Source organism: Bacillus sp. FSL K6-0268 (assembly GCF_038005425.1).
Taxonomy (GTDB): Bacteria; Bacillota; Bacilli; order Bacillales; family Bacillaceae_G; genus Bacillus_A; species Bacillus_A thuringiensis_S.
The window spans coordinates 1,194,997-1,207,835 of the sequence record NZ_JBBOTF010000001.1 but is presented as its reverse complement, the minus strand read 5'-3'; the positions used below and the strand labels follow the sequence as shown (position 1 = coordinate 1,207,835).

Genomic DNA, 12,839 nt, shown 5'->3' with positions numbered 1-12,839 from the left:
CCAAAACCCTTGTGGTATAAGGGGTTTGGCACTTTTGTGTTTTTTATATTTTATCAAATAAACAACCCTAAAACTGCTCATTCTTCTCCCAAGATTCAACGATATAATGTGCAATCGTCGGATTGAAGCCTTTACCAACTAAAAACATAATCGCAGCAACTTCTGTTAATGCGTGTTCATGTGATGTATGTTTTGCTTCATTTAAACCGTAATCTACCCATGGTTTTACGAAATCTAGTACGGGTTTCTTGAAAGGTAAAAACTGTGTACCGACAACTTGTTGAATTTGTTGTTGTGTTGGTTCTGTAATTGGTCCAGGTGGTAAGATTTGTGGTTGTGTAATGTCTAATGTTGGCCCAGGCGGTAAAATTTGTGGCTGAGTTGGATCTATTGTTGGTGGTTTAGGTGGTGAGACACGTGCGTCGTAGTTTGGTTGATACATTTGTTGTTGGTATTGCGGTTGAGTTGTGTATGGGTTTTGTGGTGTTACATATGGATTTTGCTGATATTGTTGTTCTTGGTTTTGTGGTGCTGCATATGGATTTTGAGGATATTGTTGTTCTTGGTTTTGTGGTGCTGCATATGGATTTTGAGGATATTGTTGTTCTTGGTTTTGTGCTACTGCATATGGATTTTGAGGATATTCATAATTTGGACGTGTGTCATATGGATTTTGTTGAAATTCAGTTTCTTGATTTTGCGTTGTTGCATATGGATTTTCGTCATATTGTTGTTCTTGTTGCTGTAACTCTTGTTCTTCGTATTGTTCTGTGTATCTCTGTTCCTGCTGTTGAGGGTAAAATGGTTGCCTTGGGTAAGGCGGTTGATTATTATAGAACATGTTTATTCCTCCTTCATGATGATGCCTACCACCTAGTGTATGGGCAGACAAGAAAATATGTGATGAAAAAATGCGGGCGTGTTACAATAAGTAACTGGGTGAAGATAAAATGACAAAACAAGAAAAAATCCAAAAAACAATTACTTTTGTAAAACATATTTTAGAAAAAGATGCGAGTGGGCATGATTGGTATCATATTGAGCGTGTACATAAACTGGCGATTTCTTTATCTGAGCAAGAAGGTGGAAATCGTTTTATAATTGAAATGGCAGCATTACTTCACGATGTGGCAGATGAAAAGCTAAATGAAAGTGAAGCAGCAGGAATGAAAAAAGTTTCTGATTGGTTAGAAGAGTTACGTGTTGAAGAAGAGGAAAGTAAACATATTCTTCATATCATCGCCAATATGTCTTATAAAGGTGGCCATGGCGGCACAGTAGAGTCACTTGAAGGGAAAATTGTTCAAGATGCGGATCGTTTAGATGCTCTTGGTGCAATTGGAATTGCTCGTACATTTGCATATGGCGGGGCAAAAGGGAGATTAATGTATGACCCAACTATTCCGCCGCGTGAAGAAATGACGAAAGAAGAGTATAGAAAAAATAATGATCCATCTTTAAATCATTTTTATGAAAAACTTTTGAAATTAAAAGATTTAATGAATACGAATGCAGCAAAACAAGAGGCTGAAATTCGTCATCGTTACATGGAACAGTTTATTGAACAATTTATGAAAGAGTGGAATGCACAAATATGAAAATGTTAACTGTGGAGAACTTATCAAAATCATATGGAGAAAAGCCGTTATTTGATGGATTATCATGTAGTATTACAGAAGGACAACGTGTCGGAATTATTGGTGTAAACGGAACTGGTAAATCGACATTATTAAAAATTATTGCAGGATTAGAAACTCCTGATACAGGTGATATGACGCATTCACGTGGGTATACAATTAGTTATTTATCACAGCAACCAGAGTTTGATGAAAAACTGACAGTATTAGAGCAAGTGTTCCATGGTGATACACCTTTAATTCGTCTTCTTCGTGATTATGAAAAAGCACTATTAAATATTGAAAAAGATCCAAGTAATGAAAAAGTACAGGAACAATTATTTGCAGTGCAGCAACGTATGGATGCAATGAGTGCATGGGAAGCAAATGCAAATGCGAAATCTCTTCTAACGAAATTAGGAATTACGGACTTCACTGCAATTGTTGGGAACTTATCTGGTGGACAGAAAAAACGTATCGCAATGGCACAATGTTTTATTGAAACACCTGATTTATTAATTTTAGACGAGCCTACGAACCATCTTGACCATGAGACAGTTGAATGGTTAGAAGAATATTTAGCGAGATATACAGGTTCGGTATTACTTGTAACCCATGATCGTTATTTCTTAGATCGTGTGACGAATCGTATTTTTGAATTAGATAATGGTAAATTATATAGCTACGAAGGAAACTATAGTACATTTTTAGAAGCGAAAGCACTTCGCGAAGAGCAAGAATTGGCACAAGAATCGAAACGCCAAAATTTATATCGTCGTGAACTTGCTTGGATTCGTCGTGGTGCAAAAGCCCGTTCTACGAAACAAAAGGCGCGTATTCAGCGTTTTGATGAGCTAAAGGAACAAGAAGGACCAGCTGCAAAACAGTCAGTTGATATTGCACTAAGTGGAAGTCGTCTAGGAAAGAAAGTACTTGAGTTAAAAGATGTAACGAAAAAATTTGGCGATAAGACGGTATTACATAATTTTAATCATATTGTGAAACCAGGTGATCGTATTGGAATTATTGGGGCGAACGGAAGCGGGAAATCTTCTCTATTAAATATGCTTGCAGGTAAGTTATCTCCTGATAGTGGTGAAGTTGAAGTAGGACAAACTGTAAAAGTTGCTTATTATACGCAAGAAAATGAAGAGATGAATTTAAATCAGCGTATGATTGAATACATTAAAGAGATTGCAGAAGTTATTCATACAACAGATGGAAAAGTAATTGGTGCATCTCAAATGTTAGAACGTTTCTTATTCCCGACTCATTCACATGGTACACCGCTTGGTAAACTATCTGGTGGTGAAAGAAGACGTTTATATTTATTACGTATTTTAATGGGAGAACCAAACGTACTTTTACTTGATGAACCTACGAACGATCTAGATACACAAACATTAACAGTACTAGAAGATTATTTAGAAGATTTCCCAGGTGTCGTTTTAACTGTATCGCATGACCGTTACTTCTTAGATAAGGTAGTAGATGAACTGTTCATCTTTACTGGCGGAGGCGAAGTGCGTGAGTTCCTAGGTAGTTATACAGATTATTTAGAAATGGAAAAAACGAGAGAACTTATGGAGAAAGCGGAAGTTCAAAAAGAGAAAAAAGTAGTAGAAGAAGCTCCAAAACAACAACGTAAACGTAAACTTTCATACAATGAGCAGCGTGAATGGGAAACGATTGAAGATACAATTGCCGAACTTGAAGAGAAAATTGAGTCAATTGGGGAAGAACTTGCGAAAGTTGGATCTGACTTCACAAAGGCACAAGAATTATCTGAAGCACAGCAGAAAACAGAAGAAGAGCTAGAAAAAAAGATGGAAAGATGGAGTGAACTATCAGACATCGTTGAAGGATTAAAATAAAAACAAGCTGCATATATTGAAAAGTAAAGAGAAAAACTTTACACTATTGGTAGAACCTATTTTAGGAGGGAAAAAATGAGAACATCTAATCCAATGTTGAAAAAAGAGGCATTCCGTAAAGAGGGAGCAAGCGCTTCTGCGATGACGATTGGCGGAACAGTAGGCAAAACGTTCATTATGCTTATCTTGCTACTTGCAACGTCTGTCTATTCATACATACAAATGATGCAGGGGACGATGAAGATGCCAGTATTAATTGGTGCTTTAATCGTTGCGGCAATCATCGCATTTGCGTCTATGTTTTTCCCGCGTATTTCACCTTTTGGTGCACCAATCTATGCAGCGGTAGAAGGGGTTGTGTTAGGAAGTATTTCAGCAGTTTATACAATGAAATTTGGCGATTCTATCGTTTTAAATGCTGTATTACTAACAATCTCAATTCTATTTGCAATGTTAGTGTTATATGCAACACGCGTAGTAAAAGTAACGGATAAATTCCGTACAGGCGTTATGGCAGCAACACTTGGAATTATGGTTATGTATTTAGTCGTATTCCTACTAAATATGTTTGGTGTAACTGTTCCATACATTCACCAAGGTGGTACAATCGGTATTATTATTAGTGCAGTTGTTATTGTAGTTGCTGCATTAAACTTATTACTAGATTTCGATTTAATCGAAAATGGTGTACGTAGTCAAGCTCCGAAATATATGGAGTGGTACACTGCGATGGGACTAATGCTTACATTAGTATGGTTATACTTAGAAATTCTTCGTTTCGTTTCTTACTTTACGAAAAATGACTAATAAAAAATCCTGCATGAGAAATGCAGGATTTTTTTATTTTTAAAGATAAATTGATTTCATGGTATAATATGGATATTGGTAACTTGAGTTAAGGGGGAATGGAATATGATGAAAGAGAAGAAAGGGATTATGAAAAAGCTATTTTCTAAAAGTTTTTTCATAGAACTAGATGATGCTTTAACGTATCCATCATCAAAAGTCATTACTTCAGCAATAGAGAGATATGCGGCTGAATGCAATGAGAGACTAAAATTTGAGAGTAAAGTTAAACTGATTACGTTCTACTTAGAAAATGTAATGTACCGTGCTGAAATAAAGATGGCTCGCGGAGGATATTACATATCTTGTACTGAAGTGTAATAAATTTTGAAACCATACATGTTTGAACTATGTATGGTTTCTTTTTTTGTTTTGTAGGGTCTAAAATAATACTTTTTACTTACGGATATATCATTTTGTGCTTTTTACTATTCAAATACTTCTCCTTACAATGAAGAAAAATATGTGAGGTGGTATAACTTATGATGAATCGAGTTGTATTAATCGGTAGATTGACAAAGGAGCCAGAATTATACTACACAAAACAAGGCGTCGCTTATGCAAGAATATGTATTGCGGTGAATAGAGGATTTCGAAATAGTTTAGGTGAACAACAAGTCGATTTTATTAATTGTGTCGTTTGGCGAAAATCGGCTGAGAATGTAACTGAATATTGTAAGAAGGGGTCACTTGTTGGGATTACAGGGCGTATTCAGACGAGTAATTACGATGATGAACAAGGCAAGAGAATATATAGAACTGAAGTTGTGATTGAGAGTATTACCTTTTTGGAGAGAAGGCGGGAGGGGGCATCGTAATAAAAGGTGATTTTAAGTAATAGCTTCGGAAAAAATTGTGGAAAGTATTTTAATAAACTTAAAGAGGGGATACCGCCAGCTTTTTTGAAAAAACAAGTAAAGAGTATACAAAATTTTAGAACGTTTTTTGGCTAATCCAGTAACAAACGAGAATCGTAAAACCCATCACAGGATAGGAATGTATAAAAAGATGAATCGAGTGATAGAAAATAAAAAAAGGGATTCCTTCTGAGCGTAAGGAATCCTCCTTTTTGTTGCTACCGATAATGAGACGTTATGTTAACTTTACATGAATATGTTATACAATAGATAAAAAAGAGATGGGGAGAACAATGAGTATAAACTATCCATTTAAACCAAAATCAAATCGTTATTTAGTACCAGGACAATTTTGGACTATTCCTTTAGATAACAGTAAATTTGCATGTGGTAGAGTAATTGAAACAGATCCAAATAGTAGAAGGGGATTTTTAGCAGGTTTGATGGACTGGATCGGAGATAGCCCACCTATGGCTGAAAATTTAAAAGGTTGTAAAACGTTAATACAAATAGATGTTCATATTAAAACCATTCATGAAACAGCATTGGATGGTTTTATAAGTGGCTATCGTTCATTAGAATTAGATGGAATTGAAACAGAGTATTTCACTTCACAAATGGTTCATGATGAGAATTGTATGTTAATGAAAGGATATTCAGTACTTAGACAGGCGACCAAAGAAGAAGCAGATACGTATGATCAGTTCGGTTACGCAGGTTACATGATGATTAAATGTTACGCAGAAGATTTATTAGCAAATAAATAACTTCCAATAACGAAAAATATGTAAATAAGCTATCCATATAGATAGCTTATTTACATATTTTTTTGTTTAGCGTGTTTTTTTCAAAAATAATGGCGATGCCTCAAGAAATGGATAAAAAATAAAAATCATCGGAAACGAAAGCTTTTAAAATCCCGTTCCTAATTTAAAATGTAAAAAGAATGAAATAGTATGGTAGCGGGAAGAAAGTAGTAAAATTAAGCATCCGAGTAGGAGTATAGAGTGATAACATGTTACAATACAGCTAAGAACATGCAATAAAGGAGAGTTTTTTACGTGAAGATTAAAGCAATTGAACCGACGCCAAGTCCAAATACAATGAAAGTTATTTTGAATGAAGTATTACCATCAGGAGCGCGTAATAATTATACAAATGAAAATAAAGAACAAGCACCAATGCAAGTGCAAGAAATTTTGAAAATTGAAGGCATTAAAGGTGTGTATCATGTAGCTGACTTTTTAGCAGTCGAGCGAAATGCAAAGTATGACTGGAAAGTATTATTACAACAAGTTCGTGCTGTTTTTGGCGAAGAAGTAGTGGAAGAAAGTGAAGAACAACAACTGTCTCATTTTGGAGAAGTGAAAGTGTTTGTTCAAATGTTCTTTACAATTCCAATGCAAGTAAAGTTAACAGATGGAACATCGGAAGAACGCGTTGGCTTACCAGAACGTTTCAAAGAATCAATTATGAAAGTACAAATGTCTGCACCAAACGTTGTAAAAGAGCGTAAATGGGTAGAACAAAGTACACGTTACGGTAATTTTGAAGAAATCGGGAAAGAAGTAGTAGAAGAGATTGTTGCTGCTTATTCAGAAGAACGTGTAAATGAAACGGTTAAAGAATTATTAAATCAAGCAGGTGCTGTTGAAGTAACGATTCAAAAGCGTGAGCCATATAAAGTAACAGAAGAGATGATGAAAGATTCTGACTGGAAAAACCGTTTTGCAGCATTAGAACAAATGGATCCTACTGAAGAAGATATTCCAGTGTTGAAGATGGCGTTAGATGATGAAAAAGTTTCAATACGCCGTTTAGCAACAGCGTATTTAGGTATGGTAAAAGGTGATGAAGTATTACCGTTATTATATAAAGCGTTGTTAGATCGCTCTGTAAGTGTTCGTCGTACTGCAGGAGATTGTTTATCAGATGTAGGTGATCCGGCAGCGATGTTCGTTATGATTAAATCTCTGAAAGATCCAAGTAAATTAGTACGCTGGCGTGCAGCGATGTTCTTATTTGAACTTGGAGATGAAAGTGCGATTCCAGCATTAAAAGCAGCGCAAGATGATCCAGAGTTTGAAGTAGCGATGCAAGCACGTCTAGCATTAGAGCGTATTGAAGGCGGAGAAGAAGCAAAAGGTTCTGTATGGAAACAAATGACGGAGTCTCGTAAAGACCTGCGGTAGTATGTCAACTGAAAAATAATATATTTTGAAGTTATCAAAGGACAAATTGCTTAAAAAAGACATCACGAAACTAGACCAGCACCGCATGTAAAATACTGGAATTGATTGAAAGGTAGCGATGACAAGTTTTATGTCACACTTTCACACACCTTTCAGGCGTAAAGAGTTGGTGATTACGTAGTAGCGCATCCACCAATCGCACAAATTTTCTTGCGGTTAGAACGAGTGCACGTTTGTGTTGATGTTTTGGTACTTCATTATACTTTTTTGCGTAATATTCTTGGTATTCCAATACATGCTTTCTTACAGAGTTGGCGGCTTCAACTAAGTAATACCGCAAGTAATGATTCCCATTACGAGATAATGAAGTATTTTCAGCGGTGAACCGGCCAGACTGGTATGTACGCCAATATAACCCGGCATATTTTGCGATTTTGGTTTCATCGTCAAATCTTTCGATTTGGCCAATTTCAGCGATAATACCAGCGGCATATATAGGCCCGATTCCAGGAATGGATTCTAATGTTTGCGTTAATCCAGCCATGATCCGCTTAATAGATTTTTCTAGTTCTTTAATTTGTCTTTGATAGGTACGAATGATTTCGATTGATGTTCCTAAAAGAATATCGATTGAGTCTTCTACCACCTTATCTAAACGGTACGACGTGCGAACAGCCTTTTGAATGGTTGATGCGACACATTTCGGGTCACCAAATCGATTTTTACTCTTTTCCTGTAGGAACTCAGCGAGTTCCTCTAAAGGCATGTCAGCTAGCTCTTCTAGACTGAATTTTTCAAGGAACAATTCCATCATGGCGTTACCAAATATAGAAGAATCGACTTCTTGTGAGAACGTATTACATTTATAACTTAGGTGTTGTAGAAAATGTTGTTTCTCCTTTGTCAACATTCTAACGAGTTGATAACGAGCTCTTGTTAATTGCTGTAATGCCACGTATTGACTTTCTTTCACGATGGACATTTGATTTCGCCCAAATCGTAAATAATCAGCGATGACAAAGGCATCAATTTCGTCAGTCTTATTCATGTCTGAATAACTTTTCTTGAAGTTTGCGACTTGTTTTGGATTTAGAAGAAATACCTTTGTGCCAAATCTTTTTAAGTCTTCGTCATGATGGAGAAACATGGATGGGTGAAAACTGTAAACAGATGTAGATTCTAAGCCGATTTTTAAAGTTTCAACCTCTTGATTGGTTGTGCACTGTAATAATCGTTCTTTAAGTACCTGTGCACCTGGTAAGTCATTACTGACTGAAAAAGAATCTAGCTTTTCTCCTTCACCATTTAAAAAGCAAACTTTCATATCAAACGAACTTACATCTAGACCAACAAATAATCTCACGTAAGAGACCTCCTTTCGATTTAGAATCATTGCTTGGACGTCTCGAGATATCTCTAGTGTGTACGCCGACCAACAACCTCGTGTATAAGAGCTAGTCCTGAATCGAAAGCCGCCCTAGAGCTACTAACATCTAGGTTCGAGGATCAGGCTGCTCAGCCTGCGAGTAGGGAGCCCCGCGCGTTCACTGAGAAACACTCTTTTCGTGTGGTAAATCCACAGGGGAATACAGAATTGTCCCAAATGATCCTAAGACCATTATCTAGAAATATCTTGAGACGTCCAAGTATTTTCTTTATTACTGGACTCTTATTAGAGAGAAAAACTAAGCCTGAGATAGGGCTTAAATATTAATATACGAGGGGAATAATGTATGATTGTTTTCTATGATAGTTGGTGTCCGATGTGTACGGCCGTTGCAGAACGTACGAAAAAATTAGATAAAAAGGGTAAGATGAAATTTGTTTCATTTCGAAATGAAGATGTAGTTGAGAAATATAAGCTTTCTCAAGAACTACAAAGTAAGATGGAACAAAGACTGTATATTTTTAAAAATAATAAGTGGTATGACGGCATTCAGAGCATAGATGTATTAGCAAAGGCCGTTCCATCTTATTGGTTTGCCGTTCCTTTTATAAAGCTATCCATCGTACTTGGTTTTGGAAGTAAAGTATACGATTATATCGCTAATAATAGAAAATTTGTTCCAGTGGGACATTGCCGCGGTGGGGTTTGTGAAATCCCTACAAAAAAATGAAATCATCGTTATCTTTCTTTTGCACCTATTAATAGAGCGTGATATGATGAATTTGGAATGAAAGTTGAAGGAGAGATTACAAGATGTCAAATGCTTATGAAGAATACATGCGCCAAATGGTAATCCCAATGCGCCAAGAGTTAGTGCGTTCTGGGTTTGAAGAGTTAACTACAGAAGAAGCTGTAACAGAATTTATGGAAAATACATCAGGTACAACTTTAGTAGTTGTAAACTCTGTTTGTGGTTGTGCAGCTGGTTTAGCACGTCCATCAGCAGGTCAAGCGGTTGTTCGTGCTGAAAAACAACCTGATCATCTTGTAACTGTATTCGCAGGTCAAGATAAAGATGCTACTGCAAAAATGCGTGAATACTTTGGAGAAATTCCTCCATCTTCACCATCTATGGCATTATTAAAAGGAAAAGAAGTTGTTCACTTCATTCACCGTCATGAAATTGAAGGTGCAACTATGGACGAAATTATTACGAACTTAGAGCAAGCTTTCGAAAAGAATTGCTAAAAGAAGGGGGAGAGTAAATCTCCCTCTTTTCTTTATATAGAGGTGAAAGAATGATAGTAACAACAGCAGGAAGAACGAACAAAGAAATGACAGATTATGCAAACAAGGTAGCAGCAGAATTAAATGCTTCTTTCGTTAAACGTAATGACATACCAGTACATAAGCTGCATGAACAGTATGAACAAGATGTACTTGTCGTAGGAAAGAACCGATTAGCTATTTATCCGAAAGGTACGGAAGAATCATTTTTCTTTCATCCGAACTCAGCGATGTTTCGTGTGAAAAGGTTAATGCGTGGAGAGCACGATCCGTTTGTACAAGCTGCTAAATTAGAGAGCGGAATGAGAGTGTTAGATTGTACGCTTGGTATGGCATCAGATAGTGTTGTAGCTAGTTATGTTGTTGGTGAAAGTGGAACAGTAACAGGACTTGAAGGCAATGAATATATGGCTTATATTATGGAAAATGGTTTGAAAACATGGTCTTCATCTGTTTCTGAAATTGATGAAGCAATGCAAAGAATCCAAGTAAAGCAAACGGAGCATTTTTCATTTTTAGCGCAATGTGAAGACAATAGTTATGATGTCGTTTACCTTGATCCGATGTTTGAAGAAACTGTCATAGAATCCGATGGAATTAAAGGATTAAAACACTTCGCTTTGTATCATGATATTACTGACGAAACAATTGCGGAGGCAAAACGAGTGGCGAGAAAACGTGTTGTTTTAAAAGATCATTTTCGTAGTTCTAGATTTGAAAAACACAATTTTCATGTATACAAAAGAAAAAGTGCTAAGTTTCATTTTGGTGTAATTGACCCTTGCTAATTGTTTGAAAAGATGTATAATAAGCAATAATTAATTAAATATACTGTCTGTGATGAAGAGAGTAGTCTTTTTTAGAAGGAAAGCGAGCTAGGGATGGTGTGAGCCTAGTACGGAAGAAAAAGATGAAGCGCACTTCGGAGATGCTTCTTGAACGAATAGTAGAGAAAGCCGAGGCCCCCCTGTCCTCGTTATAAACGGGAAAGTGGTTCGTAACGAACAACAAGGGTGGTACCACGGGTTAAAACTCGTCTCTTTTTTAGAGACGAGTTTTTTGTGTTTTAAAAAATAAGGAGGTTGTATCATGGATTATAAAATGCAGTTTGCGGAAAGTTTATCTAATATTTTCACGAATGAATTAACGCAAAAACAAATTTTAGATTTAATTGAAACACCGAAACAAGATGAATTTGGAGATGCAGCGTTCCCATGTTTTTCATTAGCGAAGCAATATAAAAAAGCACCAGCTCTTATCGCGAAGGAAGTTGCTGAGAAATTAAATGATCCGTTTTTTACGAAAGTAGAAGCCGTTGGTCCGTATGTAAATGTATTTTTCAATCGTGAAACTGTAAGTGATGCAGTATTAAAAACAGTTTTAGCGGAGAAAGAAGAGTTCGGTCAAAACCACTTTGGCTGTGAAAAAACAGTAGTAATTGATTATTCCTCTCCTAATATCGCGAAACCTTTTTCGATGGGGCATTTACGTTCTACAATGATAGGAAATTCGCTGAAACATATCGCTGAAAAATGTGGCTATGAAGTTGTAGGGATTAATTATATAGGAGATTGGGGAACACAGTTTGGAAAGTTAATTACGGCTTATAAAAAATGGGGAAATGAAGCAGTAGTTAAAGAAGATCCAATACGTGAGCTATTTAAGTTATATGTCCAATTCCATGAAGAGGTAAAAGACGACGAAGAACTAGAAGAAGAAGGACGTGCTTGGTTTAAGAAATTAGAAGAAGGTGATGAAGAAGCGGTAGAGCTTTGGAATTGGTTCCGTCATGAGTCCCTTAAAGAATTTTCGCGCATTTATGAACTTCTCGGCGTAGAATTTACTAATTTTCAGGGAGAAGCATTTTATAATAATTTAATGGAAGATTTTATTGGGATTTTAGAAGAACATGAGTTGCTTGAAGAATCAGAAGGTGCATTAGTCGTTAATTTAGAAGAAGAAGGAATGCCGCCTTGCTTAATTAGAAAATCAGATGGTGCGACGATTTATGCAACGCGTGACTTAACGGCAGCTTTATATCGTCAAAACACTTATGGGTTTGATAAAGCGCTATATGTTGTTGGTCCAGAACAAAGCTTACATTTCAATCAATTTTTCACCGTATTAAAAAAACTTGGCTATACTTGGGTTGATGGTATGGAACACGTACCGTTTGGCTTCATTTTAAAAGATGGTAAGAAAATGTCGACACGTAAAGGAAGAGTTATTTTACTTGAAGAAGTACTCGAAGAAGCAATCGAACTTGCAAAACAAAATATTGAAGAGAAAAATCCAAACTTAAAACAAAAAGAAGTAGTAGCAAAGCAAGTCGGTGTTGGTGCAGTCATCTTCCACGATTTAAAAAATGAGCGTATGCACAATATTGAATTCTCATTAGAAAACATGCTGAAATTTGAAGGAGAAACAGGCCCGTACGTACAGTACACACATGCACGTGCTTGTTCTATTTTAAGAAAAGAAAGTGTAGAATTTGAAACATGTACATTTGCTTTAAAAGACGATCATAGCTGGAGTGTCGTAAAATTACTAAATAAATTCCCGCAAATAATTGAAGCAGCTTTCAATAAAAATGAGCCATCGATTATTTCGAAATATATATTAGATGTAGCACAATCATTCAATAAATATTACGGTAATGTTCGTATATTAGAAGAGAGCAAAGAAAAAGACAGCAGACTCGCATTGGTTTATGCTGTGACGGTTGTATTAAAAGAAGGATTACGTTTACTTGGGGTGGAGGCACCTGAGGAAATGTAACA

General features: G+C 36.2%; 13 protein-coding genes and 1 other annotated feature. Of the genes, 11 read left to right on the top strand and 2 right to left on the bottom strand.

The window, feature by feature from the left end:
* Positions 1-67: 67 nt before the first annotated feature.
* Positions 68-841 (bottom strand): hypothetical protein, encoded by a 774-nt coding sequence (locus tag MHI28_RS05965; protein ID WP_000499692.1) that lies wholly within the window; start codon positions 839-841, stop codon positions 68-70.
* 109 nt (positions 842-950) lie between these two features.
* Here MHI28_RS05965 and MHI28_RS05960 point away from each other — a divergent pair, with 109 nt between their 5' ends.
* The 7 genes from MHI28_RS05960 to MHI28_RS05930 all read left to right on the top strand — a co-directional run bounded on the left by MHI28_RS05960 (position 951) and on the right by MHI28_RS05930 (position 7,385).
* Entirely contained in the window at positions 951-1,598 is a 648-nt protein-coding gene (locus MHI28_RS05960; RefSeq protein ID WP_000165956.1) for an HD domain-containing protein, read from the top strand.
* Positions 1,595-3,490, top strand: a complete 1,896-nt coding sequence (locus MHI28_RS05955; RefSeq protein ID WP_000783172.1) for an ABC-F family ATP-binding cassette domain-containing protein — start codon at positions 1,595-1,597, stop codon at positions 3,488-3,490. The genes MHI28_RS05960 and MHI28_RS05955 overlap by 4 nt, the downstream gene beginning before the upstream one ends.
* 75 nt (positions 3,491-3,565) lie before the next feature.
* The gene (locus MHI28_RS05950; protein WP_001260655.1) at positions 3,566-4,297 is read left to right on the top strand and encodes a Bax inhibitor-1/YccA family protein; all 732 of its coding nucleotides are present in this window, start codon (positions 3,566-3,568) and stop codon (positions 4,295-4,297) included.
* Between the two features lie 105 nt (positions 4,298-4,402).
* Positions 4,403-4,657 (top strand): DUF4318 domain-containing protein, encoded by a 255-nt coding sequence (locus MHI28_RS05945; RefSeq protein WP_000975129.1) that lies wholly within the window; start codon positions 4,403-4,405, stop codon positions 4,655-4,657.
* Between the two features lie 161 nt (positions 4,658-4,818).
* Complete coding sequence (locus MHI28_RS05940; RefSeq protein ID WP_000982013.1) at positions 4,819-5,154, top strand: single-stranded DNA-binding protein; 336 nt, start codon at positions 4,819-4,821, stop codon at positions 5,152-5,154.
* 332 nt (positions 5,155-5,486) lie between these two features.
* The gene (locus MHI28_RS05935; protein WP_000026686.1) at positions 5,487-5,960 is read left to right on the top strand and encodes an Imm26 family immunity protein; all 474 of its coding nucleotides are present in this window, start codon (positions 5,487-5,489) and stop codon (positions 5,958-5,960) included.
* Between the two features lie 294 nt (positions 5,961-6,254).
* Positions 6,255-7,385 carry a conserved virulence factor C family protein gene (locus MHI28_RS05930; protein WP_340827683.1) on the top strand — a complete coding sequence of 377 codons (1,131 nt, stop codon included), beginning with the start codon at positions 6,255-6,257 and terminating at the stop codon, positions 7,383-7,385.
* A gap of 133 nt (positions 7,386-7,518) precedes the next feature.
* On the opposite strand, the gene MHI28_RS05925 is transcribed toward MHI28_RS05930, so the two are convergent.
* Complete coding sequence (locus MHI28_RS05925; RefSeq protein ID WP_100909797.1) at positions 7,519-8,748, bottom strand: IS110 family transposase; 1,230 nt, start codon at positions 8,746-8,748, stop codon at positions 7,519-7,521.
* 370 nt (positions 8,749-9,118) lie between these two features.
* Between MHI28_RS05925 and MHI28_RS05920 the strand changes: the two genes are divergently transcribed.
* The 4 genes from MHI28_RS05920 (at position 9,119) to argS (ending at position 12,837) form a co-directional block, all read left to right on the top strand.
* On the top strand, positions 9,119-9,502 hold the full coding sequence (locus MHI28_RS05920; RefSeq protein ID WP_000634890.1) for a thiol-disulfide oxidoreductase DCC family protein: 384 nt from the start codon (positions 9,119-9,121) through the stop codon (positions 9,500-9,502).
* An 83-nt stretch (positions 9,503-9,585) separates the two neighbouring features.
* Positions 9,586-10,020 carry a BrxA/BrxB family bacilliredoxin gene (locus MHI28_RS05915; RefSeq protein WP_000063706.1) on the top strand — a complete coding sequence of 145 codons (435 nt, stop codon included), beginning with the start codon at positions 9,586-9,588 and terminating at the stop codon, positions 10,018-10,020.
* A gap of 50 nt (positions 10,021-10,070) precedes the next feature.
* Entirely contained in the window at positions 10,071-10,847 is a 777-nt protein-coding gene (locus MHI28_RS05910; protein WP_000637461.1) for a class I SAM-dependent methyltransferase, read from the top strand.
* A gap of 40 nt (positions 10,848-10,887) precedes the next feature.
* Positions 10,888-11,103: a binding site (T-box leader), on the top strand.
* A gap of 45 nt (positions 11,104-11,148) precedes the next feature.
* Complete coding sequence (gene argS / locus MHI28_RS05905; RefSeq protein WP_000384919.1) at positions 11,149-12,837, top strand: arginine--tRNA ligase; 1,689 nt, start codon at positions 11,149-11,151, stop codon at positions 12,835-12,837.
* Positions 12,838-12,839 lie beyond the last annotated feature (2 nt).